This is a genomic window from Streptomyces sp. NPDC059788 (genome assembly GCF_042732265.1).
Taxonomy (GTDB): domain Bacteria; phylum Actinomycetota; class Actinomycetes; order Streptomycetales; family Streptomycetaceae; genus Streptomyces.
This window is the reverse complement of record NZ_JBHWHY010000034.1, coordinates 56148-80402: the sequence shown is the minus strand read 5'-3', so window position 1 is coordinate 80402 and position 24255 is coordinate 56148. Positions and strand designations below refer to the sequence as shown.

The following is a 24255-nucleotide window of genomic DNA, read 5'->3' as shown; positions in this document are numbered from 1 at the left end:
CCGATTCGGTTCCCCGGTGTCCTTACGGGCCGTGGCCGGGCCGGGTGGTGCGTGATGAGCGGCGGTGTGGTCGGGCCGGGCGGGCCGGGCGCGGGCTTCGGAACGGTCGTCAGGACGCGGGCGTGAGCCCGTACTTCGGTGGGCTCAGTAGCCGAGGTTATCGAGCGCCTGTGACAGCGTCTCCACCGCCTCCGCCACGGGGGGGAAGTCGGCCGTTCCGCCGAGCCGTTCGGACAGCTCAGGGGCGAACTCACCGTGATCCGGGGTGATACGGCGCAAAGCGGTCAGACCGTCGTCCGTGAGCGCGAGCAACTCGGCCCGCTGCCGCGCCGGATTGGGGCGGTACTCCGCCGGCCCCTCCGCCACGGCCGGGTCCGCGACCCGCTGCACGCTCTGCCGGGTGATGCCCATGGTCCGCGCGATCCCGGCGACGGGCAGCGGCCCGCCCGCGACGGCGCCCGGCACCTGCCGGCGGGCGGTGGACAGCCCGGCCGGGCGCGCCGGCTTATCCGGCACGGCGGGTAACCGGCCGTTGAGCCGGAAGAGAGGCAGGAACGTCGGCCGTCCGGGTGGGCCGGGCGCGTTAACCCGTGGGGAGGGGCGGAGTTAACCCGTCCGTTCCTAGCGTCTGACGCGTACCGATCAGCGACCGAACGACAGGAGACGCGCCATGGAGACGCTGGGGCAGCTGGCCGCCCACCTCGCGCTGGACCTCGCCGCGGTGAGCGTGCTGGCGTTCGCCATCTACTACCCGCGCCACCGGCGCCGCGACCTGGTGCCCGCCTACCTGGCGCTCAACGTCGCGCTGTTCGCCGTCGTCTCGGCGCTGGCCCAGGTCGGCGGGGGCGGTACGGCGCTCGGTTTCGGCCTGTTCGGCGTGCTGTCGATCATCCGGCTGCGCTCCGACTCGATCCAGCACGAGGAGGTCGCGTACTACTTCACGACCCTGGTCCTCGGCCTGCTGTGCGGCCTGCCGCACCTCGGCTTCGCCGTCGCGGCGGCGCTCGCCGGCCTGCTGCTCCTGGTCATGTACGGCGCCGACCACCCGCGGCTGATGGCGCGCACCCGCCGTACCGTCGTCACCCTCGACGCCGTGCACACCGACCAGCGGGCGCTGCGCGAGGATCTGGCGCGCCGCGTCGGCGAGCCCCTGAACTGGACCGTCAAAGAAATCGACTTTGTCCGGGACGTGATGGTGGTGGACGTCCGGTTCCGTTTGCCGGAACCTTTCCGCACGCCCGCTCGTACGACCTCACAGCGCGCCCGCCGCAGCCGGCCCCGCGCGATCACCCGATCCCCCGCGCACCCACAGCCCCGTCCCCTTTCCGAGGAGACCGTGTGATTCCCGCCGTACGGGCCATCGCCCGCGCCGCCATGGCCGCGCGCCCGATAACCCTCTCCGAACTCCAGGCCCGCGCGGAGCTGATGGCCCGCATCGACCACAGCTACCTCGTACCGGTCGAGGTCTTCGCGGACTTCGCGGCCCGGCTGACCGACCCGCGCCGGCCGGGCGGCCCCTTCCAGGCGCTGTGCATCAACGGCCGCCGCTGGTTCGGCTACCACTCCGTCTACTACGACACCCCCGAACTGCGCTCCTTCCACGACCACCGGCAGGGCCGCCGGTACCGCTACAAGATCCGCGAGCGGCTGTACGAGGACTCCGGCGAGCGGCAGTTCGAGATCAAGCTCAAGGGGCGGCGCGGCGAGACGCTCAAGCGGCGTCAGCCGCTGCTGCCCGGCGAGGCGACGCTGGGACGCGGCCCGCGCGGCTTCCTGGCCTCCGTCCTGCACGGCACGTACGGCATCGCCGCCCCCGAGGAACTGGTGCCGTCGCTGGTCACCGACTACCGGCGCGCCACGTTCGTCGCCGACGAGCAGCGCATCACCTGCGACGCAGGCCTGATCTGCCGGGACGCGGGCACCGGCCGCAGCGTACGGGCCGACGGGGGCCTGGTCCTGGTCGAGACCAAGACCGCGGTGACCGGCCATCTGACGGAGGCGGACCGGCTGCTGCACACCTACGGGCTGCGCGCCGCCGAGTTCACCAAGTACTGCGGCGCGATGGCGGCGCTGCGGCCAGGCCTGACGGCGAACCAGTGGCGGCGGGCGGTGCGGAAGGCGTTTCCGCGGTCGGCCGCTTAGGGGCGGGCCGCCGACAGGACGCAGGGGGCTGTGGCGGAGGGGCGGCGTGTTCTCGCCGTCAGCCGCCGGGGACCGGCCCGGCCGGGCCGAAGCGGACCGTGACACGGGCGCCGCCCCCGGCCGCCGCGCCGCACTCCAGCGAACCGCCCGACTCCTCCGCGGCCCGGCGCACGATGTCCAGACCCAGCCCCGTCGAGCCGCCGCCGCTGCGGCCGCGCTCCGGGACGTGCCCCGAGGGGAAGCCGGGACCGTCGTCCTCGACGGTCAGGACGCCGCCGCCGGTGTCCGCGCGGGTGACCGTGATGCGCAGGCCGGCGCCGTCCGGTGTGTGGTCGAGGACGTTGCCGATCAGGGCGTCCACGGCCGCGGCGAGCCCGGCCGGATCTGCCCGTACGGCGAGGGGGCCGTCGGGGGCGGCGAAGACCGGCTCCCGGCCCTGGTCCTCCGCCAGCGGGTGCCAGAAGCCGGCGCGTTCGCGGGCCACGGCGGCCAGGTCGGCGCGCGGGGGTCGCTGGTCGGCCGGAGCCGGGTCCTGTCCCGCGTCGGCCCGGCTCCGGCCCGCCTCGCGCAGCGGCCTGCGCGCCGTACGGATCACGTCGTCGACGCTGCGTTCCAGCGCCGCCACGTCCGCCGCGATCCGCTCCGCCTCCACCGGGTCGCGCAGCCCCTCCGCGTCCAGGCGCAGCGCGGCGACGGGCGTGCGCAGCCGGTGCGCGAGGTCGGCCGCGTTCTCCCGTTCGGCGGTCAGGAATCCGTCGATACGGTCCGCCAGGTGGTTCACCTCGCGCGCCACCGCGCGCAGCTCGGGCGGCCCGGACGGCTCGGCGCGGGCCGCGAGATCGCCGGCGGCCAGCCGGTCGGCGACCTGGGACAGGCGGCGGGCCGAACCGACCAGCCGGGCGCCGAGCCGGTCGGCGACCAGCAGCCCGAGCAGGACCAGCGCCGCGCCGATCCCGGCGATCTCCAGCGAGGAGGCCAGCGTGCCCGCGTACAGCTGGCTTCCGGTGAGGGCGACCAGGACGACCGCGGTGCCGCCCGCCACGCCCTGGACCGGCACCAGCACGGTCCGGCCGCCGCCGGGCGGCTCGTAGGTGAACGCCCGGCCGTAGCGCGCGAGCCGCACCGCGTCGGTGACGGGGGCGGCGGGCCCGAGCACGGTGCCGTCGGCGAGCACGACCGAGGTACGGGGGAGGCCCGGGCCGTTGGCGGAGTCGACGATGCCCGCGGCGGCCCGGCGCGCGTCCGGGTCCCCGCCGGGGCCGCCGCCCCGGGCGCCGGCCAGCGCCTGCCCGACCCCGGCGGCCAGCGAGTGGGCGCGCGAAGTGGCGTCGGCGGTGGCCCGGTCGGCGGCGTGGCTGCGGGTGAGCAGGGCGAGCGGGACCAGCAGGGCGGCGAGGACGAGCGCGGTGGTCGCGGCGGTCAGGAGGAGCAGGCTGCGGCGCATGGTTACGGCTCGGGGGACGGGGCGGGGGCGCAGCCCCGGCCGTCGTCGGACGTGGCGTCCCGGCCGCTCGCGTCGCCGGGCCCGCCCGGCGCGTCCGCGGCCTCGGGCGCCGCCAGCTTGACCCCCACCGTACGGACCGTGTGCAGATAGCGCGGCCGTTGCGCCGTCTCGCCCAGCTTCCGCCGCAGCCACGACAGGTGGACGTCCACCGTCTTGTCGGCGCCGCCCAGCGGCTGCTGCCACACCTCCGCCAGCAGCTCCCGCCGGGAGATCACCTGCCCGGCCCGCCGCGCCAGATAGGCCAGCAGGTCGAACTCGCGCGGCGTCAGGTCCAGCGGCTCGCCGTCCAGGGTCACTTCGCGCGCCGCCGCGTCCACCAGCAGGCCGCCGACCCGCAGCGCGGGCTCCGGCCCGGCGGTGCCCAGGCGGCGCAGCACCGCCTTGATGCGTGCGTCCAACTGCGCAGCGCCGAAGGGCTTGACGATGTAGTCGTCGGCACCGTCCCCCAGGACCGCGACCATGTCGGGCTCCTCGTCGCGCGCGGTGGCCACGATCACCGGTACGTCGCTGACGGCCCGCAGCATCCGCAGCACCTGCGCGCCGTCCACGTCCGGCAGCCCGAGGTCCAGGACGACGAGGTCCGGGCGGTCCGTCACGGCGGCGTCCAGGCCGGACATGCCGGTCGCCGCGGTGGCCACGGCGTGGCCGCGGTCGCGAAGCGCGCGCAGCAAAGCGCCGCGCAGCTGGGGGTCGTCCTCGACGACGAGGAGGTGGGACATGCCCGTCACCGTAACCAGGCGTGCCACCCCCGGGGGAGACGGTGCGGGGGGCCGGCCGGGGCGGGGCCGGGGTTTTGGCCGCGCCTTAACCGGGCGTTAGGAAAGGGTGCGGGAGGGTGGCCGCGAGGGAGACGAGGCCGTACGGGTCCTGGCGCCGTACGGCACGACGGCAGGAAGGGGCGGCGCGATGGCGTGGCGCAGTGTGGCGGCGACGGCGGCGTGGGTGTGCGCGGTGGCCGCGGCGGGCGGCCTGGGCGCCTGGTCGCTGGCGAACGCCGACACCGGTGGCCGCAACGCGCGGGCGGTCCCGCTGGACGACGGGGGCGTACGGGAGAAGCTCGCCGCGGCGCGTGCCGCTTCGCCGGGCCCGTCCTCGGGGACGCCCTCCGGCCCGGCCGCGACCGGTTCGCCGGGGTCCCCTCCGGGTGTGCCGTCCGGGTCCGCCTCCGGTTCCCGGGCCCGGCCCGCGGGCGGCGGAACGGTTCGCCTGGCCGGGGGCAGCGCCACCGCCGAGTGCCGTACGGACGGCCGAATCCACCTGACGGTCTGGAGCCCGGCCACCGGCTACCGCGCGGACGACGTACGGCGCGGGCCGGCCGCCACCGCCGCGATCGAGTTCGAGCCGCTCGACGACCACTCCGGCGACGACCACACGTACACGCTGCGCTGCACGGCGGACGGCCGCCCGCAGGCCGTACCGGCCCCGGACGACGACGATGACGACGACTGAGGCCGTCCCGCCCTGACCGAAACCACACCCCGGCCGGACCGATACCCGGGAACCGCCGCGACGCGCCCGCCGCCCTGGAGCTTCCTACAGCCCCACCGACAAACTGTCCGCGCCCGTGACGAGCGCCTTACACAGTGTCGGTATCTGCGGCCGCGCGCCGGTCCCTAGGCTGAGGGCGTCCGCCGTACCGTGTCCCTTGGCGGGCCCGAGTGATCCGAGGTAGCCACCGTGACCACGACGCAACCCGACCCGGCAGCCGGCGCGGCGGTGCACGCCGCCGACCGCGCGCACGTCTTCCACTCCTGGTCCGCGCAGGGCCTGATCGACCCGCTGCCGGTCGCCGGCGCCGAGGGCTCGTACTTCTGGGACTACGACGGCAACCGCTACCTCGACTTCTCCTCCCAGCTGGTCAACACCAACATCGGTCACCAGCACCCGAAGGTCGTCGCCGCGATCCAGGAGCAGGCCGGCCGGCTGTGCACCCTCGCGCCGGGCTTCGCCGTGGACGTCCGCGCCGAGGCCGCCCGGCTGATCGCCGAGCGCACCCCCGGCGACCTCGACAAGATCTTCTTCACCAACGGCGGCGCCGAGGCCGTGGAGAACGCGGTCCGGATGGCCCGGCTGCACACCGGCCGGACCAAGGTCCTGTCCACGTACCGCTCGTACCACGGCGGCACCGCCGCCGCGATCAACCTGACCGGCGACCCGCGCCGCTGGCCCTCGGACACCGCCTCGGCGGGAGTCGTGCACTTCTGGGGCCCGTTCCTGTACCGCTCGCCGTTCCACGCGGACAACGAGGCCCAGGAGTGCGAGCGCGCCCTCGCCCACCTGGAGGACACCCTCGCCTTCGAGGGGCCGCAGACGATCGCCGCGGTCATCCTGGAGACCGTCCCGGGCACCGCCGGGATCATGGTGCCCCCGCCCGGCTACCTGGCCGGGGTCCGGGAGATCTGCGACCGGTACGGCATCGTCTTCATCCTGGACGAGGTGATGGCGGGCTTCGGGCGCACCGGTCACTGGTTCGCCGCCGACCACTTCGGCGTCACGCCGGACCTGCTGACCTTCGCCAAGGGCGTCAACTCCGGCTATGTGCCGCTGGGCGGCGTCGCCATCTCCGCCGAGATCGCCGCCACCTTCGACCAGCGCCCCTACCCGGGCGGCCTGACCTACTCCGGGCACCCGCTGGCCTGCGCCTCCGCCGTCGCCACGATCAACGCGATGGCCGAGGAGAAGATCGTGGAGAACGCCGCGGAGCTCGGCGAGAAGGTCATCGGGCCCGAGCTGCGCGCCATCGCGGAGCGCCACCCCTCGGTCGGCGAGGTGCGCGGCCTGGGCGTCTTCTGGGCGCTGGAGCTGGTCAGGGACAAGGAGACCCGCGAGCCGCTCGTCCCGTACAACGCGTCGGGCGCGGCCAACGCCCCGATGGCCGAGTTCGCGGCGGCCTGCAAGCGCGGCGGCCTGTGGCCCTTCGTGAACATGAGCCGCACCCACGTCGTCCCGCCCTGCACCATCACCGAGGCGGAGGCGAAGGCGGGTCTGGCCGCCCTCGACGTGGCACTGTCGGCGGCGGACGCGCACACGCGCTGAGCCGGGAAACGGGCGTCCGGGCACGGTTCGGTGACGGGCGGGGCCGTTGCGGAAACGGCCCCGCCGCCGGGCCGGACCCGGCTGCGGACCGGGTCGGCAGCCCCGTCCGCCCCGGCCCGCTCCCGCGTCACCGTCGCCCCGCCCGCCCCCCTCGCCTATCGTGAGGGCGAGGGCCGCTCTCCTTGCGCGGTCTACGGACCATGCGGTCGTACGGGCCAGCCGGTCCACGAGGCCGCCGAAGGAGACGGACACGATGCCCGCCGGCCCAGGCAGCGGAGTCATACGGCGCAACACGCTGCGCCAGCAGATCGCCGACGCGCTGCGCGACGAGGTGCTGGCCGGGCGGCTGCCCAGCGGACACCAGTTCACCGTCAAGGAGATCGCCGAGCAGTACGGGGTCTCCGCGACGCCGGTGCGCGAGGCCCTGCTCGACCTGTGCGCCCAGGGCCTCCTGGACGTCGAGCAGCACCGCGGTTTTCGCGTGCACGCCTTCACGGCCGCCGACTACCGGGCCATGGTCGAGGCCCGCACCCTGATCGTCGAGGGCATCTTCCGCACCCGCGCGCAGCGGGCGCTGAGCACCGCGTCCCCCGAGGTGGTGATGTCCATCAGGCGCCGCGCCGAGGAGGCGGAACGGGCCGCGCGGGCGGGTGACTTGGACGTACTGATCGGATACGACCTGCGGTTCTGGCGTGAGCTGGGCAGCCTGGTGGGTAACCCTTACATCAGTGACTTCCTGGACCGGGTGCGCGTGCAGAGCTGGGTCTTCGCCGTGCCGCTGCTGCGCCGCGTGAGCGACCTGCGCGGCCGTCTGTGGCACGGCCACCGGGAGCTGGTCGCCGCCGTCGTACGGCGCGACCTGCCCGAGGCGCAGCGGCTGGTGCGCGAGTACAACGAGCACTGCCTCGCCCTCGTCGAAGGCCCTTGTTAGCGCCCCGACCCGGGGGGATCCGAAAGACACGCCCTGGCACTACGCTGTCCCGACCGCCCCCCACCCGACCGGAAGCGAGCTCTTTCGTGGCATGTGACCTGTGGCTGGTCCCCCTTGTCGATGTGCTGTGCCACAGCCCCGACAACCCCTTCTCCGAAGAGATCGCGGCCTACGACAAGGCCCTCACGGAAGCCGGACTGCCGCCCGTCCCCGTCTTCAGCTATATGCCCGGACTGTCCGGCGACGTCGCCCCGGTCGCGGGCTTCGACTACGACGCGCTGCACTTCCTGCGGCGGGCGTACCTGCTGCGGATCTGCGGGCTCGAAGTGACTCCCGTGGACGAACTGGGCGGGGACTACGAGCAGTTGCTGGAGATGTTCGAGACCACGGCCCAGGAGTCCCACCTGGTCTGGCACTACGACCATGCCGGGGCGTACGTTCCGGTCGACTTCCCGCATCCGCTGGCGACCGACGAACTGCTGGAGGGCGGCGGGCCGCTGGGTTCCGCGCACGGCCTGCTGCGCGACCTGGAGCTGGTCGCGCCGTCCATCGGTATCGATCCGGCCAATCCGCCGGCCGCGCCCGAGGCGCCCGCGCGGCCCACCACGCTGGAGGAACGGGTGACGGGGCTGCCCCTGGACGACAGCCCGTTCGCGCGTGAGCGGCACGTCTGGCTGGGGCTGCACGCCGCGGCGACGCGCAGCCTGGGCCAGGGCTCGATGATCGTCTTCAGCTGACGGCGGCCGGGCGGCGGTGCCGCCGGTCTCTCCGGACTCCCCCTCGATGTGCGGTCGCCGGTGCGCGGTGACCGTTATCCGGTGCCCGCGCGGCGCCCGTTGTCCGATGTCCGGTGCCCGGTATCCGCTGTGCGGTGCGCGGACGGGCGTACGGAACGCCCGTCCTGCCCGCCCGGCTGCCCGCGAGCGGGCGTACGCCTCAGCGCGGCGACTCGGGCGGGCGCTGCCGCGGCATGTTCGGGCGGGTGCCCGGCGGGAGCGTGATCCGGCCGGGCTGCGGGCCGCCGGGCTCCGGCCGCTGTCCCCACTGCGCCGTCGCGCGCGCGGCGGGCGGCAGCGGGCCGGGCCGGAACTGGGACATCCAGTCGGCGGTCTCGGCCCGCACCAGCTCCGCGATGTCCTCGTTGAAGCGGCGCAGCACGCCCAGGCAGCGCTCCGCCGCCTCGCTGGCGGTGCCCTCCGTCGGGCCGAGGACCTCGCGCACGTTCTCCGAGGCCCAGTCGAACTGGAGTGCGTCCAGTCGTCGTTGCACCGCCTGCGCGGTCGCCACGTCCCGCATCCACCCCGCCGTCACCCCGAAGAACCGGTCGCTGCCGACACACACCGCCGCCACCAGCAGCGCCAGATACCCCCACTTCGCGCCCCCGGGAGCCGCCCCGGTCAGATCGAGCAGCGGCATCAGCCCGCCCGCCGCCACACCGGCCGCGGCCCCCAGGCGCAGCGCCCGCGCGCCGCGCCGCTTGGCCACCCGGTCGTGCAGATACCAGGACGCCGCCTGCAGGGCGCCCTCCTCGACCCAGTGGTACAGCTCGTCGAGGCGCTCAGCCGGCTCGCCCCAGTCCCCGAGCGGGAAGGGGCGGCCGCCCAGATCGCCGCGACCGCGGCCGCCCCCAGGCCCGCGCTCCTCCCGAGGGGGCCCCTCGGGCTGCATCTCCGGCTGACTCACCCGTGCACTCCCTCATGCAGATACGTGCGATGCGCGCGGTACGTACGAGACGGCCGGTGCGCACCCACCTTCCTACCGCCGAACGGTGGGCCTCGCCCCCAAGATCGCTTTATTTCCGCCCGGAAGTGGTGCGGAATCCGGTATAGGGCCGGGCCCGCTCTCACTCGAAAGAGTTGCCGCCGCCCTACGTTCGTACGGTTTCCACGGCTTCCGCCCGCCTCGTCCCCACCTTGTCCACACCTCGCCCCGCCCCGCACGGTCCGCCGCCGGCCCGGCCGTACGCCGGCCGCCGGGGGCACCGACCCTGGCCGGGGCCCGCGGCGACTAGGCTGCGCATGTGAAGGTCCTCGTCATCGGCGGCGGCGCCCGCGAACACGCCCTGTGCCGCTCCCTGTCCCTCGACCCCGACGTCACCGCGCTGCACTGCGCCCCCGGCAACGCCGGCATCGCGGAAGTGGCCGAGCTGCACACCGTCGACGCCCTCGACGGCGCGGCCGTGGCGGACCTGGCGCAGCGCCTGGAAGCGGAGCTGGTGGTCGTCGGCCCCGAGGCGCCGCTGGTCGCCGGGGTCGCCGACGCCGTCCGCGAGCGCGGCGTCCCGGTCTTCGGCCCGTCCGCGCAGGCCGCCGAGCTGGAGGGCTCCAAGGCGTTCGCCAAGGACGTGATGGCCGCCGCCGGGGTGCCCACCGCCCGCAGCTACCTGTGCACCACCCCCGCCGAGATCGACGCGGCGCTGGACGCGTTCGGCGCCCCGTACGTGGTCAAGGACGACGGCCTCGCGGCGGGCAAGGGCGTCGTCGTCACCGAGGACGTCGAGGCGGCCCGCGCGCACGCGCTGGCCTGTGACCGCGTCGTCATCGAGGAGTTCCTCGACGGCCCGGAGGTGTCCCTGTTCGCGGTCACCGACGGCGAGACCGTCGTGCCGCTCCAGCCCGCCCAGGACTTCAAGCGCGCCCACGACGCCGACGAGGGTCCGAACACCGGCGGCATGGGCGCCTACAGCCCGCTGCCGTGGGCCGACCCCAAGCTGGTCGACGAGGTCCTGCGGACCGTGCTCCAGCCCACCGTCGACGAGCTGCGCCGCCGCGGCACGCCCTTCTCCGGGCTGCTGTACGCGGGCCTGGCGATCACCTCGCGCGGCGTGCGCGTCATCGAGTTCAACGCGCGCTTCGGCGACCCGGAGACCCAGGTCGTGCTGGCCCGTCTGCGTACCCCGCTGTCCGCGCTGCTGCACGCCGCCGCGACCGGCACGCTCGCCGCGCTGCCGCCGCTGGGCTGGAGCGACGACGCCGCGGTGACGGTCGTCGTGGCCTCGCACAACTACCCCGGTACGCCGCGCACCGGCGACCCGATCGGCGGCCTGGCCGAGGTCGCGGAGAAGGACGCCCCCGGCGCGTACGTCCTGCACGCGGGGACGAAGCAGGACCCCGCCACCGGCGAGGTCGTCAGCGCGGGCGGCCGGGTGCTGTCCGTGACGGCCACCGGCGCCGACCTGGCCGCGGCCCGGGAGCGCGCCTACCGGGCGCTCGGCCGGATCACGCTGGACGGCTCGCACCACCGTACGGACATCGCGGCGCGGGCGGCGGGGGAGAGCTGAGGGGGCCGCGCGCCCTCGTACCCCGCTATCGGGCCTGCCCGCGAACGCGCCGGTCACGCCCGCTACGGCCCGTTCCCGGCCGCCCGGACGATTTTGGCCGGGATGGGGCTCCCGGCTTTGCCCAAAGCCATTCCATCGAGTGACCGCGCCGCCATCCGGCTGACGGGGAGGACGCCCCCAACTAGGGTCTCCCGCAAGCGTCGTGCGGCGCCCGTGCCGTCCGGCGGCGCGGCTGCCGCGGCGGCGTCCGGCAAGTGGCTCACCGGCATTGCGATGTCAGTGGCCGGTGCCACAGTGGTGGAGAGTGGGCTACGCCGTCGAGGCCGTTCGCGTCCCCGGCACCGTTGCCCCGCTCTTGTCGTCCCGTGTTCTCTTTGTCCGTTGAATCAGGGCAGCAGGGGGTGTACAGGCTGGTGGCAGGTCCGGAAGCAGGAGCTGAGGCGGCGCGCGCCCGCGCGCTCGCGGTGCTGCGCATCCGCGGCGCGGCGCTGGGCGTGGCCCTGGTGCCCGCCGCGGTGGCCGTGGTGCTGCTCGTCGGCGGTCTCACCGGCCGGATCGGCCGCGCCGATCCGGTGACGAGTTCCAGTGGCTGGGACACGGCGCGCTGGGTCGTGACGGGCCTCGCGCTGGTCGTGCTGCTGCTGGCGGCGCTGGTCACGGCCGTCGTCGTGCGGGCCCGCCCCGCGCTGAGCCCGTCGGTCCCCATAGCGGAGGCCTCCGCGCCCGATTTGTACCGCCTCGTGCGGGACCTGGCCGACCGACTGGAGGTCCCCGCGCCGTCCGCGATAGCCCTGACCCCCGACTGCGACAGCTGGCTGGAGGACCGTACGCACCGCGCGCACGGCCCGTCGCGTGACCGGGCGGGCGGCGGCGGGGCGGCGGGCGCGGGAGCGCGCGACGGGGTGCGCGCCGCCCAGGCGCCGGTCCTGGTGATCGGCTCGCCGTTCATGTGGTGGATGCGGGTCGCCGAGCTGCGGGCGCTGCTGGCGCCCGTCGTGGCCGGCACGGGCCCCTCCGCCAATCCGGACATAGCCGCGGCCCGCCGCTTCGTACGGGGCCTGGACGCCGCGGTGGCGGTCTCCGCACGCGCCAAGGGCCCCCTGGCCGCCCCGGCTCCGGCGTTCGTCGGCTGGGTCGCGCGCCTGCTGCTGCGGGCCTGCCGTGAACACGCCCTGGAGATGGAGCGGTGCGTCGCCGCCGCCGCGTCCGAGCGCGCCCAGAGCGTCGACTACGGCCTGCGCATCGTCGCCCAGGAGCAGGTCGGCCTCGCGTACGCGGGCTGGGACCGGCTGCTGACCCGGGTCGCGCTGCCCGCCTGGCGCATGGGCCGCTGGCCCTCCCGGCTGGACGCCGGCGTGGTCTCCGCGCTCACCGAACTCTCCCGCCGCGACCGTCTGGCCGAAGGTTTCACCTCCCGCCTGGGCGAGCGCCCGGCATGCGATCTCCTGGAGGAGCCCGGCGCCGTGGACCGCGCCGCCTCCCTCCTCGCCGCCCGCCTCTTCCACGGTGGCCCGGCCGAGCCCGGACCCGACTGGTCCCCGGTCGGCTGGCAGCAGTATCCGGAAGAGGTCGTGGACCGCAAGTGGCGCCAGGAGGCGGCCCGCCTGCACCACGTCCTGGACACCCTCCCCTCGGACGCCTTCCCCTCGGACGCGTCCCCGCCGGACGCGTCCCCCTCGGATGCGCGCCCCTCGGACGCTCTCCCGCCGGACGCGGGCGCCGGTCGGCCGCAGGGCTCTCCGGCGGCGCCGGAGCGGGCCGCCGGGTCCGCGTGCCGCATACCCCACCCGACACCGCGGCCCCCGGCACCGGAGAAGCGTGCCGGGTCCGCGGGTGCGCCCCCGGACCCGGCGGCCGCCGTGCGGGACCCGGCGACTCCCGGACCGGCGGCCGAGCCGGAGCCGCGGCCGTCCGCCCGGTCCGCCGACCCGGGCCCGGAGAGCTCCGGCCCGACGCTGATACGGGTCATCGAGCGGTTGATGGCCGACCCGGGCGCGAGCGACCTCGTCGCCGCCCGGCTCGGTGCCGAGCTGGCGCGCGAGGAGCGCGCCGAGGCGGCGCGCCAGGCCGCCCGCGCCCCCGCGGCAGACGGCCCCGACGCGGGCGTGACCTGGGGCGACGGCCTCGCCGACGGGCTCGCGCTGTTCCCCATGCAGCCGCCGCGCACGGGCCGCGAACTGCTCGCCGACCATGTGACCGCGATGGTCTGCTGCGCCGCCGTGGACACCGCGGGCGCCGCCCCCGGCCTGGACTGGCTGGACGGGCCGGTCCTGCTGGTCGACGGCGTGCGCCGCTCGGACCTGGGCCACCCGGTGCTCCGCCTCGTCGACGACGGCGACGCCGGGCCGCTGGGCGACTGGCTCGGCGAGGTCGGGGTGCGGCCCGAGAAGCCGGTCCGGCTCGTGTGAGGGGCGCCAAGGGCGCGCGGGGAGCGTACGGGGGCGCATTCGGGGGCATGAGAGGGCCGAGTGCGCCTGTTTTCGGCACCCGCTCCGCATCACCCGCACGACCGGGCTGAATGTTCCCCTCCAGTTCGTCGTTCATGGCCTGAACCCTTGCGAATTCACGACGAAGGGTGACGGGGCAAGTGCGTAATGTGATGTGCTGGGGGCGGCCCCAGTCGTTCAATCGAGCACGAAATCTGAGTGCCGCGGCGGCCTGCTCAGTCGGCGGGGGGACGCAGGGAGGGGAGTACGAGGTGGGGACGGAGCAGATCCGGCGCTGGGAGTCGGGAGCGCTTGCGCATGCGGTCACGGACCCGTTCGGACAGGGCCCGCTGCCCTGGCTGCGCGGCAGTGAGAACTACTTCGACTCCGGTCAGGTCGTTCCCTGGTACGTCGACCCGGCGGTGGCCCCCGGCGAGAAGCGTCTGCCCTCGCCCCGCTCCAGCGCCGGACCCCGCACGGCCGACGACGTACGGCAGCAGATCAAGGGCTTCGTGAGCACCGGTGCGGTGGCCCCCGGCGAGGCCATCGACTTCCGCGTCTCGGTCGACCCGCCCCAGCCCTTCAGCATCGACATCTACCGCATCGGCCACTACGCGGGCACCGGCGCCGCGAAGATCACGACCAGTCCCCGGCTGGCGGGCATCGTGCAGCCCGCACCGCTCGCCGCCGACCGCACGGTCTCCTGCCACCACTGGTGGCTCTCCTGGCGCCTCCAGGTCCCCGCGTACTGGAAACTGGGCGCCTACGTAGCCGTCCTGACCACCGCCGGCGGCCACCGCAGCCACGTCCCCTTCACGGTCCGCGACGCCCACCCCGCCGACCTCCTGCTGCTCCTGCCCGACATCACCTGGCAGGCCTACAACCTCTATCCGGAGGACGGCCGCACCGGCGCCAGCCTCTACCACGCCTGGGACGCCGACGGTTCGCTGCTCGGCGAGCCGGACGCCGCCACGACCGTCTCCTTCGACCGCCCGTACGCGGGCGCCGGACTGCCCCTGCACGTCGGCCACGCCTACGACTTCATCCGCTGGGCCGAGCGCTACGGCTACGACCTCGCGTACGCCGACGCCCGCGATCTGCACGCAGGGCTGGTCGACCCGTCCCGCTACCGCGGCCTGGTCTTCCCCGGCCACGACGAGTACTGGTCCCAGCCCATGCGCCGGACCGCCGAACTGGCCCGCGACAGCGGCACCTCGCTCGTCTTCCTGTCCGCCAACACCATGTACTGGCAGGTCGAACTGGCCCCCTCGCCCGCCGGCCCGGACTCCCTGCTCAGCTGCCGCAAACGCCAGGGCCCCGGCAAGCCCGCCCTCTGGCGCGAGGCCGGCGACGCCGAGCAGCAGCTGATGGGCATCCAGTACGCGGGCCGGGTGCCGGAGCCCGCGCCCCTGGTCGTGCGCAACGCCGACCACTGGATGTGGGAGGCGACCGGTGCCCATGAGGGCGACGAGCTGCCGGGCCTGGTCGCCGGGGAGGCCGACCGTTACTTCCCCCGTACGCCGCTGCCCGAGCACAGCCACCGCATCCTGCTGGCCCACTCCCCGTACGAGGACAGCGAGGGCACGCGCCGCCATCAGGAGACCTCGCTGTACCGGGCCCTCAGCGGCGCCCTGGTCTTCGCGTCCGGCACCTTCGCCTGGTCCCCGGCCCTGGACCGGCCCGGCCATGTGGACGAGCGCGTGCAGCGCGCCACGGCCAATCTGCTCGACCGCATCTGCAAGCGCGACTGACGCGGCGGGCGCCACGGCCCCGGCGCCTGCGGGCCGTCCGTGGCCCGCTGCTAGCGCGCCGCGAGTGTCCCCAGCTCCCGCGCCAGCGCCACCGTCAGCGCCCGGAAGATCCGCACCTCGGGGTTGGGGTCACCGGCCCGCGTCGCGAGCACGCTGTGCGCGTACGGCGCGTCCAGCACCGGCACGTACACCGTCCCGGGCCAGGGGTAGTAGCGGGCGAAGGACGCCAGCCCGGAGCCGGCGCCGCGGCCCGCCGCGACGCTCGTCAGCACGTCGTGCGGGGTCAGCGCGCAGTCCGGGGCGCGGCGCTCGCCCTCGTCGAAGTACAGGTAGTCGGTGAACGGCCGCGGCGTGTGCCGGGGCAGCCGCAGGTACGGCAGGTCGATGACGTCCGCGACCCGTACGCCGGTGGCCGCCGCGTCCGCGAGCCGCGAGGCCGCCGGGACCGCGACGATCCGCTGCTCGGTGGTCAGGATGTCCACCTCGATGTCCTCGCTGCGGATCGCGGGCCGCACGAACGCGACGTCCACCCGGTCCTCGCGCAGCGCGCTGCAGTGCTCCGTGAACGTCAGCTGCACCAGCTTCAGCGGGACGTCCGGCCGCGCCCGCCGGAAGGCGTTGACGGCCGCCGGGGTGACCTCGCCCGACCCGTGCCCCATCACGCCGACCCGCAGCCCGCGCGCGGCCAGGGACGACGCCGACGACGCGTGCTGCGCGGCCTCGGTCACGTCCTCCACGGCGGCGTTCGCGGCGGCCAGCAGCGTACGGGCGTGGGAGGCCAGCCGCCGGCCCGCGGCGGTCGGCCGGACGGGGCCGCTGCCGCGGTCCAGCAGCCGGGTGCCCAGCTCGCGCTCCAGCTGCTGCACATGCTGGGTGACCGCGGCCGGCGACAGGAAGAGCCGCGACGCGGCCCGTCCGAAGTGTCCTTCCTCGACCACCGCCAGGAAGGAAGACAGCCGTCGCAGATCCATACCTGCCACGATAAATCGCTCGGCGTCCGGGCCCGGGGGCCGTTCACGATTCCTGAACGGGGGCGGCGCGAAGCGCCTCCGACCTCGTACAACGGCTTTCATGAGCACGTCCGCCACCGAACGCCGCACCGCTGCCGACTCCCCGAACCCCACCGGCACCACCGCCACCGGCCCCGCCGAGCCCGCCGCCCGGCCCCGGCACTGGCTGCGCGCCGGCTGGATGATGACGGCCTCCGGCTGGAGCGCCAACCAGTTCTCCGCCCTCCTCGGCGCCTACCGCACCGACCTGGGCCTGACCACGGCCACCACCACCGCCCTCTTCGCGGTGTACGTCCTCGGCCTGATCCCCGGGCTGCTGCTGGGCGGCCCGCTGGCCGACCGGCGCGGCCGGCGCCCCGTCGTCTTCGCCGCGCTCGCCACCGCCGCCGTGGCGACGGTCCTGCTGATGGCGGGCCCGGCCGCCGCCTGGCTGATGTGGCCGGGCCGCTTCCTGACCGGCCTGGGCGCGGGCGCCCTGCTCACCGCGGGCAGCGTCTGGATCAAGGAACTCTCCTCCGCCCCGTACGACCCGGCCACCGCCCCCGGCACGGCGGCCCGCCGCTCCGGTCTCTTCCTCTCCGCGGGCTTCGCCTCCGGGGGGCTGGCCGCCGCGCTGATCGCCCAGTGGGCGCCGTACCCGATGATCACTGCGTACGTCCCGCACCTGGTGCTCTCGGCGGTGGCCGCGGTGGCCGCCGCCCGGGTGCCGGAGACGGTCCGGGCCGGGGCCGCGGGCCCGGCCGCCCACGAGGCGGGCCGTACCGCCCACGAAGCGGGCCCGGCCGCACACGGAACGGCTTCCGCGGCCCGCCGTTTTGCCGGTGCGCCCTTCCGGCGTCTGGTCGTCCCGATGGCCCCCTGGGTGTTCGCCGCGCCCACCATCGCCTTCGTCACCCTCCCCGGCCTCGTCGGCGACCGCCTGGGCGGCTGGCAGACCGTGTACGCGGGCGTCGCCACCGCCGTGACCCCCGGCGCCGGGCTGCTCGTTGCGCCGCTCGCCCGCCGTCTCGCGGCCCGGCACCGCCTCGCCACCGCCGTCGCCGGACTGGCCGCCGTCGCGCTCGGCCTGCTCGTCGCGGCCGTCGCCGTGGCGGCCGTGCAGCCGGCCGTGGCGCTGCTCGCCGCCGCGGTGCTCGGCGCCGGGTACGGGCTGTGCGTGGCGTACGGCCTGACCGAGGTCGCCGCCCTGGCGCCGCCGCACCGGCTGGCCCGCCTCACCGCCCGCTTCTGGACCCTCGCCTACCTGGGCTTCTTCGCCCCGTACGCCATCACCCTGCTCGGCGCGCTCGCCCCGCCGCCCGTCATCCTCGTGGCCGCGGCGGTGCTGGCCGTCCTCACTCTCGCGGCGGTCGCCCGGGCGGGGCGCCGCGAACGGATCTGACCGGCGCGCCCCTCCCGCCCGTACGGGCCGCCCGCGCCTTTCGCCCGCACCGGACCGTCCGTGCCCGAGGTCGCCCACAACCGGCCGCCCCCGACCCTGTGACGCCGTCCCGTCACCGCATACGGGAGAATCAAAGCGACGCCTGGATCAACCTACGCGGAGGCAGCGTGTCCGGTTTTGTAGAAAAGCCCGAGGCAGTGGAGGTACCGGGGCTCACCCACCTCCACACCGGCAAGGTGCGCGACCTCTACCAGAACGCCGACGGCGACCTGGTCATGGTCGCCAGCGACCGCATGTCCGCCTTCGACTGGGTGCTGCCCACCGAGATCCCCGACAAGGGGCGGGTGCTGACCCAGCTCTCGCTGTGGTGGTTCGACCAGCTCGCCGACCTCGTCCCGCACCACGTGCTGTCCACGGAGCTGCCGCCCGGCGCCCCGGCGGACTGGGAAGGCCGTACGACGGTCTGCACATCGCTCGCGATGGTCCCGGTGGAGTGCGTCGCCCGCGGCTATCTCACGGGCTCCGGCCTCGCCGAATACCAGCAGACCCGTACGGTCTGCGGGCTGGCGCTGCCGGAGGGGCTGACCGACGGCTCGGAGCTGCCCGCGCCGATCTTCACCCCCGCCACCAAGGCCGCCGTCGGCGAGCACGACGAGAACGTCGCCTACGAGGAGGTCGCCCGCCAGATCGGCGCCGAGACCGCCGCCCAGCTCCGGCAGGCCACGCTCGCCGTGTACGGGCGGGCCCGCGACATCGCGCGCGAGCGCGGCATCATCCTGGCGGACACCAAGTTCGAGTTCGGCTTCGACGAGGCGCGGCAGCTGACGCTGGCGGACGAGGTCCTCACCCCGGACTCGTCCCGCTTCTGGCCCGCGGACGCGTGGCAGCCGGGCCGGCCCCAGCCCTCCTTCGACAAGCAGTTCGTCCGCGACTGGCTCACCTCGCCCGCCTCCGGCTGGGACCGCGCGAGCGAGCAGCCGCCCCCGCCCCTTCCCCAGGAGACGGTCGAGCGCACCCGCGGCAAGTACATCGAGGCGTACGAACGGCTGACCGGCCTGGCCTGGTCGTGACGGCGGGGCGGCCCCGCGCCGCACCGCGTCGCACACGAAGAAGGCCCCGGTCACCAGGACCGGGGCCTTTTCCCTGAGCGGACGACGAGGCTCGAACTCGCGACCTCAACCTTGGCAAGGTTGCGCTCTACCAACTGAGCTACGTCCGCCTGCCCCGCGCTCGGCGGCGCGGTGCGGGCTCCACTATAGCCAACCTCGCGCGCGGGCGATGCGCGCCGCCGCATGACGGTTCTCCGCGGACAGCTTCGCGGCGGCCGAGGAGAGATAGTTGCGCACCGTTCCCGGGGACAGCGCGGCCCGCTCCGCGATCTCCGCGATGGGCGCGCCGTTCTCCGCGTACTCCAGCACCTCCGCCTCCCGCACGGTCAGCGGCGAGTCCCCGGCGCTGATCGCGTCGGCCGCCAACTCCGGGTCCACATAGCGGTTTCCGGCGTGCACCGTACGGATGATCTCGGCCAGCCGCTGGGCCGAGACGGTCTTCGGGACGAACCCCCGCACCCCCGCCTCCAGGGCCCGCTTGAGGTGGCCGGGGCGCCCGTGACTGGTCACGATCATGGTCCGGCAGCCGGGCAGCCGGCCGCGCAGGGATGTGGCCACCGCCACACCGTCCGCCCCCGGCATCTGAAGATCCAGTACGGCGACGTCGGGACGGTGCGCCAGCGCCATCGCCAGCGCCTCCGGACCCGAGCCGGCCTCGGCCACGACCTGGAGATCGTCTTCCAGGGCCAGCAGCGCGGCCAGCGCGCCCCGGATCAGGTGCTCGTCGTCGGCCAGCAGGATGCGCAGGGGCGCCGGGGCCCCCGCTTGCGTGTCCGCGTCCGCGTCCACCACGGTCTCCGCTTCTCTCACGTCGTTCTGTCCCTACGGCCGGGCACCCGGTGGCGCCCGGCCGATCGCTCGGCATCCGTACTGCCCGTACTGCCCGCCTGTACTGCCTGTACCGCCCGTACCTACGCGGACTCCTGCGTCCCGGCGGGCCGCCCGTCCGCGGCGGCCCCCGGCGCGTCCCCCTCCGCCATCCGGTGCTCTTCCAGCGGTACGTGTGCCCGCAGCCAGAATCGCCCGTCCGGCCGGGGGCCGACGACCAGCGAACCGCCGAGGGCGGCGAGCCGTTCCCGCAGCCCGGCGATGCCGCTTCCGGCGCTGCCGTGCGCCGCGTCTTCCCGTACGCCGTCGTTCTCCATCGTGAACACCACCGCAGGTCCGGCCGACGCCGCGGCACCGCTGTCGGCCGTCACCCGCAGCGTCAGCCAGCAGGTGACCGCGTTCGCGTGCCGCAGCACGTTGGTGGTGCCTTCCCGTACGACCCAGGCCAGCACCGACTGCACCTGCTGCGGCACATCGGCGCTGTCCTCCTGTTCCATGAGGCACTGCACCCCGGCCGCCTGGAGCACCGCCCGTGCACCCGCCAGCTCGACCTGGAGGTCGGCCTCCCGGTAGGCGCGGACCACGTCCCGCACCTCCCGCTGGGAGTCCTGGGCCATCTGCTGCACCTCCGCCATCTGGTCGGCGGCCTCCGGCCGTCCCTTGCGCGCCAGCCGTACCGCCAGCTCGCTCTTGAGGGCGATCACGGCCAGGTTGCGGCCCACCACGTCGTGCATGTCCCGCGCGAAACGCAGGCGCTCCTCGGCCACGGCGAGCCTGGCCTGCGCGCCCTTGGCCTCGTCCAGCTCGCGCATCGCGGCGAGAATCCAGGCCCAGCTGCGGCACGTCAGCGGCGCGAAGGCCGCGGAGACGGCGAGGACGATCGGCAGCCCCGCCACGAAGACGAGCGGGGCACCCGCGAGGACCATCCCCACCACGATCACCGCCGTGGTCACGCAGTACACCAGTGCCTGCCAGCGCTTCTTGATCACCAGGCACAGCAGGCTGTTGAAGGGCAGGGTGGGGAACAGCATCACCGAGAACAGATCCCCCGGCCTCGGCCGCAGCTCGGACATGACCAGCATCGTGACCATCACCACCGAGGCGGCCGACAGCACCGCGGACACGGCGATCAGCCGCCACGGCGCGGGGGTGCCGTACACGTAGTGCGAGAGCCCGCGCCGTACGCCGGGGATGTAGACACCGCACTGCACCAGCCCCAGCAGCACGACCGGCAGGGCCGGCAGCAGGGAACGGTGCTGCGGGGCGGCCGCGGCGACGATCGGCGCGAACAGCCAGCCGAAGAGCATCAGCCACGGCGCGACGTACAGCGACCACCGCGCCCACATGGATACCTGCGCGACCCTGCCACGCCCCCGCAACTTGCGCAGCTGCCCGTGGAACACCGGCCCCGCACCCCCGTCGTCCTCAACGCCGTACATCGTCAGTGCCGTGGCTCCCAACGGAACCACCGACGTACAGCAAACACCGCGAGCCCGGCCCAGACCAACGCGATGACCAGCCGCCTGACCGTGTCGGTGAGGTCGCCGCCGCCGGTCCAGCCGTCCCGGACCAGGCCCATCACCGGCGACAGGGGCAGCAGCTCCAGGATGTTGGCGATCTTGTCGGGCAGGACGTCCAGCGGGACGACCATGCCGGAGCCTCCCATCGAGATGAAGACGAACGGCATCGTGGTCAGCTGGGCCGCCTCGGCGGTCTTGGTGATGGCGGTGGAGGCCGCGGCCATCGACACGGCGATCACCGTGCCCAGCAGCACCCCCAGCACGACCAGGTGCGGTGCCTGCGGCAGGCCCGACTTCAGCATCAGCCCGCCGCAGACCACCAGCAGGACGCACTGCGCCAGCCCGAGGAGCACCGCCGGCAGCGCCGTGCCGGCCAGCACCTCCCGGTCCGTCAGCTCACCGCAGCGCAGCCGCTTGAGCACCAGCTCCTCGCGCCGCGTCACCAGCGAACCCGTGACGGACGAGTACACCGCGAAGAGCAGGACGAAGCCGATGGTCCCCGGCAGCAGCACCGTGCCGACCGACAGGCCGTTCTCCTGCAGCGGCATCTGGGAGACCGCCTGCCGCATGGCGAACGCCATGATCAACGGCAACAGCAGCGTCATGAACAGCGCGGTCTTGTTACGGCCCAGGAGGGTCAGTTCGGCGCGGAACAGCGCGGTCAGCCGCGCACGCGGTCCCGTACGGGCGGCCGTCGCGGCGCCCGCCCCCGGACTGTTCTCGACGGTCTTGAAGTCGGTGACGCTCACTTGTCCTCCAATCCCTTGGCGATCCGCAGGAACGCCTCTTCCAGCGACGCCGAGCGGGCGTCCAGCCCTCGCAGCCCGACTCCCTCGCTCCGCGCCCAGAGCAGCACGCCGGTCGCGGCCCGTTGCAGGTCGGAGGTCTGCAGCCGCAGGGTCCGGCCCGTCATGGCGTGTCCTTGGACGCCCATCTCGGGCAGCGGCGGCAGGTCGCCCACCGTGTAGCCCGCGGGCAGTTCGAAGGAGATCTGCGCGGGGTGGGTGGCCACCACGTCCGCGACGGTGCCGGCCGTCGCGATCCGGCCCTGGTGCATGATCGCCAGACGGTCGGCCAATTCCTCGGCCTCTTCCAGGTAGTGCGTGGTCAGTACGACCGTGGTGCCGCCCTCGCGCAGCTCGCGGATCAACTCCCAGGTCGTGTGGCGGGCTTCGGTGTCCAGGCCGGTGGTCGGCTCGTCGAGGAAGAGCACCTCCGGCCGTCCCAGCGTCGCCGTGGCCAGGTCCAGCCGCCGCCGTTCGCCGCCGGAGAGCTGCTTGATCCGTACGTCCTTGCGCTTGGCCATGCCGACCGTGGCCAGCGCCTCGCCGACCGGCCGGGCGCCGGTGGTGGCACCGGCCCACATCCGTACGGTCTCCTCCACGGTCAACTCCGCGGGGAAGCCGCCCTCCTGCAGCATCGCGCCGACGCGCGGCCGTACCTTCGCGCGCTCCGTGTACGGGTTGTGGCCCAGCACCCGCACCGAGCCGCCGGTGGGCGCGGCCAGCCCCTCCAGGAGCTCAAGGGTGGAGGTCTTGCCGGCCCCGTTCGTCCCCAGCAGGGCGAACAGTTCTCCGCGGGCCACGGAGAAGTCGATGCCCCGTACCGCCTCGAAGGCCGCCGCGGCCCCCTTCCTGCTCTTCCGGCCGCCCCCGGACGGCCCGTACCGCCTGCGCAGCCCCGTGACGTCTATCACGTGCTCACTGTTGTCCCCGATGTTCATGCTTCAAGGCTCGCGTCGGAACCGGGCACCGGGCAGTGCGGCTTGTCATCACCCCAGATGACAAATGTCAGGAGGGCGCGGGAGCGGGCCGGGTCCGGGCGGCGGGCGGTCCGGGGTGGGGGAGTGGAGCGGGCTGGGTGGCGGCACGGGCCGAGTGGCGGCACGGATGCATGCAAAAGGCCCCGGTCGTGATGACCGGGGCCCTTTTCCTGAGCGGACGACGAGGCTCGAACTCGCGACCTCAACCTTGGCAAGGTTGCGCTCTACCAACTGAGCTACGTCCGCAGGCATCCGACCGGCTTTCACCGGGCGGCGCGACAGCTACTCTACCTGATCCACAAGAGTGGTCGGTACTGTCGGAGCGGGTGACAGGGATTGCACACTGCGCCTCCCCCTTGGAAAGGGGGCGCTCTACTACTGAGCTACACCCGCATGACCACCATCCACCGGCCCCGAAGGAACGGTCGATGCTGTCAGAGCGGGTGACAGGGATTGCACACTGCGCCTCCCTCTTGGAAAGAGGGCGCTCTACTACTGAGCTACACCCGCGTGACTCCTCGGGATTCGGCCTTTCGGCCTCGCCCCTCGGCGTGCTCCAGACTCTAGCTGATCAACAGGGGTGCTGCGCAACTCGGCTGCGGGACAGCCGAAACCGGGCGGTGCCCGATGTCTGCCGGGTCTTTGTCCGGACGATGCCGGTCCCCACCCGGCGGGCGGGCGGTCCTCGCTCGGCGGGCGGTTCTCGCTCGGCCGGTGCCCGGCCCCGCCCGGAGGACGGCCCTCGCTCGGCCGGTGCCCGTTGTCTGCCAGGCCCTCGCTCGGCGGGTGCCCGGTGCCTGCCGGTCTCGGACCGGCCGTCACCTGCCCGTCCTCGCTCGCCTCCACCTGGCCGTGGCCAGGACACCGTCAGGTCGTTGCCCCCGCCGCCCGGCCGCGGATCTACGGCCGGGCGAAGTGCGGGCGCGTGGGGGCGGGTGCGGGTGAGGGGTTGATACGGGATAGGCCGGGTCGGGATGGGCCGACGGTGGCCGGGGCGGGGCTGCGGCGGCCGGTCGGGGTCAGCTGTTGGCCGCGTCGAAAGCCTCGTAGATCTTCTTCGGAATCCGGCCGCGCGGGGGCACGTCCATACGGTTGGAGCGCGCCCAGGCGCGCACGGCGGCGGGGTCCGGGGTCACCGAGGTGTGGTGGTACGCCTTACCGGACTTCGACCGCTTGCGGCCGGCCTCCACGAACGGCGCGAGGGTGCCGCGCAGTTTCTTCGCATTGGCGGGATTGAGGTCGATCTCGTACCACTTCCCGTCCAAACCGAAGGTGACCGTCTCTGCGGCTTCTCCGCCTTCGATGTCATCGGAGAGCGTGACTACTACGCGCTGCGCCACGGATATCGGTCCTTTCGAGCAGCAACCCCGCCTTGACGTGGGGGGATGCTCCAGATCCGGCTGATTGGGATCAATGCATTTTCATTTGTACAGCGGCAGGCATTGCATGGTGAAGCCCAGTTAATTTCCTCAGCGTGTCCCTCCGCAATGCGGACCCTAGGTCTTTTCTGAGATTTTCCCCACCACTTACCGCGGCCGACGCCGTACCGTGACCGCACCGTCACGATATCTATGC

At 74.3% G+C, this 24255-nt stretch carries 21 protein-coding genes and 4 tRNA genes; 11 read left to right on the top strand and 14 right to left on the bottom strand.

The window, feature by feature from the left end:
* Window positions 1-144: 144 nt before the first annotated feature.
* Complete coding sequence (locus ACFV57_RS27825; RefSeq protein WP_385237897.1) at window positions 145-516, bottom strand: MarR family winged helix-turn-helix transcriptional regulator; 372 nt, start codon at window positions 514-516, stop codon at window positions 145-147.
* 154 nt (window positions 517-670) lie between these two features.
* Here ACFV57_RS27825 and ACFV57_RS27820 point away from each other — a divergent pair, with 154 nt between their 5' ends.
* Window positions 671-1342, top strand: coding sequence for a DUF4956 domain-containing protein (locus ACFV57_RS27820; RefSeq protein WP_385237895.1), 672 nt, complete (start codon window positions 671-673; stop codon window positions 1340-1342).
* A complete protein-coding gene (locus ACFV57_RS27815) occupies window positions 1339-2142 on the top strand; it encodes a polyphosphate polymerase domain-containing protein (protein WP_385237893.1) in 804 nt (267 codons plus the stop codon). The genes ACFV57_RS27820 and ACFV57_RS27815 overlap by 4 nt, the downstream gene beginning before the upstream one ends.
* Before the next feature lie 58 nt (window positions 2143-2200).
* On the opposite strand, the gene ACFV57_RS27810 is transcribed toward ACFV57_RS27815, so the two are convergent.
* Together ACFV57_RS27810 and ACFV57_RS27805 are read right to left on the bottom strand one after the other, a co-directional pair.
* Window positions 2201-3586, bottom strand: a complete 1386-nt coding sequence (locus ACFV57_RS27810) for a sensor histidine kinase (RefSeq protein WP_385237891.1) — start codon at window positions 3584-3586, stop codon at window positions 2201-2203.
* Window positions 3587-3588: 2 nt separating this feature from the next.
* Window positions 3589-4365: a response regulator transcription factor gene (locus ACFV57_RS27805; protein ID WP_385237889.1), complete on the bottom strand. Its 777-nt coding sequence runs from the start codon at window positions 4363-4365 to the stop codon at window positions 3589-3591.
* 187 nt (window positions 4366-4552) lie between these two features.
* Here ACFV57_RS27805 and ACFV57_RS27800 point away from each other — a divergent pair, with 187 nt between their 5' ends.
* The 4 genes from ACFV57_RS27800 to ACFV57_RS27785 all read left to right on the top strand — a co-directional run bounded on the left by ACFV57_RS27800 (window position 4553) and on the right by ACFV57_RS27785 (window position 8350).
* On the top strand, window positions 4553-5095 hold the full coding sequence (locus tag ACFV57_RS27800) for a hypothetical protein (protein WP_385237887.1): 543 nt from the start codon (window positions 4553-4555) through the stop codon (window positions 5093-5095).
* Window positions 5096-5323: 228 nt separating this feature from the next.
* Entirely contained in the window at window positions 5324-6682 is a 1359-nt protein-coding gene (locus tag ACFV57_RS27795) for an aspartate aminotransferase family protein (protein ID WP_385237885.1), read from the top strand.
* A gap of 253 nt (window positions 6683-6935) precedes the next feature.
* Window positions 6936-7613, top strand: coding sequence for a GntR family transcriptional regulator (locus ACFV57_RS27790; RefSeq protein WP_385237883.1), 678 nt, complete (start codon window positions 6936-6938; stop codon window positions 7611-7613).
* Between the two features lie 86 nt (window positions 7614-7699).
* A complete protein-coding gene (locus tag ACFV57_RS27785) occupies window positions 7700-8350 on the top strand; it encodes a hypothetical protein (protein ID WP_385237881.1) in 651 nt (216 codons plus the stop codon).
* A gap of 199 nt (window positions 8351-8549) precedes the next feature.
* Here ACFV57_RS27785 and ACFV57_RS27780 read toward each other — a convergent pair whose 3' ends face one another.
* A complete protein-coding gene (locus tag ACFV57_RS27780) occupies window positions 8550-9296 on the bottom strand; it encodes an SLATT domain-containing protein (protein ID WP_385237879.1) in 747 nt (248 codons plus the stop codon).
* A gap of 337 nt (window positions 9297-9633) precedes the next feature.
* Between ACFV57_RS27780 and purD the strand changes: the two genes are divergently transcribed.
* The 3 genes from purD (at window position 9634) to ACFV57_RS27765 (ending at window position 15070) form a co-directional block, all read left to right on the top strand.
* Window positions 9634-10893, top strand: a complete 1260-nt coding sequence (gene purD, locus ACFV57_RS27775) for a phosphoribosylamine--glycine ligase (RefSeq protein ID WP_385237877.1) — start codon at window positions 9634-9636, stop codon at window positions 10891-10893.
* 410 nt (window positions 10894-11303) lie between these two features.
* Window positions 11304-13301: a hypothetical protein gene (locus ACFV57_RS27770; RefSeq protein WP_385237963.1), complete on the top strand. Its 1998-nt coding sequence runs from the start codon at window positions 11304-11306 to the stop codon at window positions 13299-13301.
* Window positions 13302-13591: 290 nt separating this feature from the next.
* On the top strand, window positions 13592-15070 hold the full coding sequence (locus ACFV57_RS27765; protein WP_385237875.1) for a N,N-dimethylformamidase beta subunit family domain-containing protein: 1479 nt from the start codon (window positions 13592-13594) through the stop codon (window positions 15068-15070).
* Between the two features lie 50 nt (window positions 15071-15120).
* Here the strand turns inward: ACFV57_RS27765 and ACFV57_RS27760 are convergent, their stop codons facing one another.
* A complete protein-coding gene (locus ACFV57_RS27760; RefSeq protein WP_385237873.1) occupies window positions 15121-16041 on the bottom strand; it encodes a LysR family transcriptional regulator in 921 nt (306 codons plus the stop codon).
* Window positions 16042-16141: 100 nt separating this feature from the next.
* On the opposite strand from ACFV57_RS27760, the gene ACFV57_RS27755 reads away from it, so the two are divergent.
* Together ACFV57_RS27755 and ACFV57_RS27750 are read left to right on the top strand one after the other, a co-directional pair.
* Complete coding sequence (locus tag ACFV57_RS27755) at window positions 16142-17461, top strand: MFS transporter (RefSeq protein WP_385237871.1); 1320 nt, start codon at window positions 16142-16144, stop codon at window positions 17459-17461.
* A 167-nt stretch (window positions 17462-17628) separates the two neighbouring features.
* Window positions 17629-18531 carry a phosphoribosylaminoimidazolesuccinocarboxamide synthase gene (locus ACFV57_RS27750; protein ID WP_385237869.1) on the top strand — a complete coding sequence of 301 codons (903 nt, stop codon included), beginning with the start codon at window positions 17629-17631 and terminating at the stop codon, window positions 18529-18531.
* A 76-nt stretch (window positions 18532-18607) separates the two neighbouring features.
* Here the strand turns inward: ACFV57_RS27750 and ACFV57_RS27745 are convergent.
* The 9 genes from ACFV57_RS27745 to ACFV57_RS27705 all read right to left on the bottom strand — a co-directional run bounded on the left by ACFV57_RS27745 (window position 18608) and on the right by ACFV57_RS27705 (window position 24020).
* Window positions 18608-18680 (bottom strand) — tRNA-Gly (locus ACFV57_RS27745).
* A gap of 34 nt (window positions 18681-18714) precedes the next feature.
* The gene (locus ACFV57_RS27740) at window positions 18715-19359 is read right to left on the bottom strand and encodes a DNA-binding response regulator (RefSeq protein WP_385237961.1); all 645 of its coding nucleotides are present in this window, start codon (window positions 19357-19359) and stop codon (window positions 18715-18717) included.
* Between the two features lie 122 nt (window positions 19360-19481).
* On the bottom strand, window positions 19482-20858 hold the full coding sequence (locus ACFV57_RS27735) for a sensor histidine kinase (protein ID WP_385237867.1): 1377 nt from the start codon (window positions 20856-20858) through the stop codon (window positions 19482-19484).
* The gene (locus tag ACFV57_RS27730) at window positions 20840-21667 is read right to left on the bottom strand and encodes an ABC transporter permease (protein WP_385237865.1); all 828 of its coding nucleotides are present in this window, start codon (window positions 21665-21667) and stop codon (window positions 20840-20842) included. The genes ACFV57_RS27735 and ACFV57_RS27730 overlap by 19 nt, the downstream gene beginning before the upstream one ends.
* Complete coding sequence (locus ACFV57_RS27725; RefSeq protein WP_385237863.1) at window positions 21664-22641, bottom strand: ABC transporter ATP-binding protein; 978 nt, start codon at window positions 22639-22641, stop codon at window positions 21664-21666. Before ACFV57_RS27725 ends, ACFV57_RS27730 begins: the two co-directional genes overlap by 4 nt.
* A 212-nt stretch (window positions 22642-22853) precedes the next feature.
* Window positions 22854-22926 (bottom strand) — tRNA-Gly (locus tag ACFV57_RS27720).
* 75 nt (window positions 22927-23001) lie between these two features.
* Window positions 23002-23073: transfer RNA gene (locus ACFV57_RS27715), tRNA-Gly, on the bottom strand.
* A 45-nt stretch (window positions 23074-23118) separates the two neighbouring features.
* Window positions 23119-23190 (bottom strand) — tRNA-Gly (locus ACFV57_RS27710).
* 509 nt (window positions 23191-23699) lie between these two features.
* The gene (locus ACFV57_RS27705; RefSeq protein ID WP_385237861.1) at window positions 23700-24020 is read right to left on the bottom strand and encodes an Lsr2 family protein; all 321 of its coding nucleotides are present in this window, start codon (window positions 24018-24020) and stop codon (window positions 23700-23702) included.
* Window positions 24021-24255: the final 235 nt, after the last annotated feature.

What these genes read in the sequence shown, in the direction of transcription:
- ACFV57_RS27760 (WP_385237873.1), bottom strand. Translation starts at nt 16,041, where the DNA reads ATGGATCTGCGACGGCTGTCTTCCTTCCTGGCGGTGGTCGAGGAAGGA.
- ACFV57_RS27810 (WP_385237891.1), bottom strand. Translation starts at nt 3,586, where the DNA reads ATGCGCCGCAGCCTGCTCCTCCTGACCGCCGCGACCACCGCGCTCGTC.
- ACFV57_RS27820 (WP_385237895.1), top strand. Translation starts at nt 671, where the DNA reads ATGGAGACGCTGGGGCAGCTGGCCGCCCACCTCGCGCTGGACCTCGCC.
- ACFV57_RS27800 (WP_385237887.1), top strand. Translation starts at nt 4,553, where the DNA reads ATGGCGTGGCGCAGTGTGGCGGCGACGGCGGCGTGGGTGTGCGCGGTG.
- ACFV57_RS27755 (WP_385237871.1), top strand. Translation starts at nt 16,142, where the DNA reads ATGAGCACGTCCGCCACCGAACGCCGCACCGCTGCCGACTCCCCGAAC.
- ACFV57_RS27725 (WP_385237863.1), bottom strand. Translation starts at nt 22,641, where the DNA reads ATGAACATCGGGGACAACAGTGAGCACGTGATAGACGTCACGGGGCTG.
- ACFV57_RS27790 (WP_385237883.1), top strand. Translation starts at nt 6,936, where the DNA reads ATGCCCGCCGGCCCAGGCAGCGGAGTCATACGGCGCAACACGCTGCGC.
- ACFV57_RS27805 (WP_385237889.1), bottom strand. Translation starts at nt 4,365, where the DNA reads ATGTCCCACCTCCTCGTCGTCGAGGACGACCCCCAGCTGCGCGGCGCT.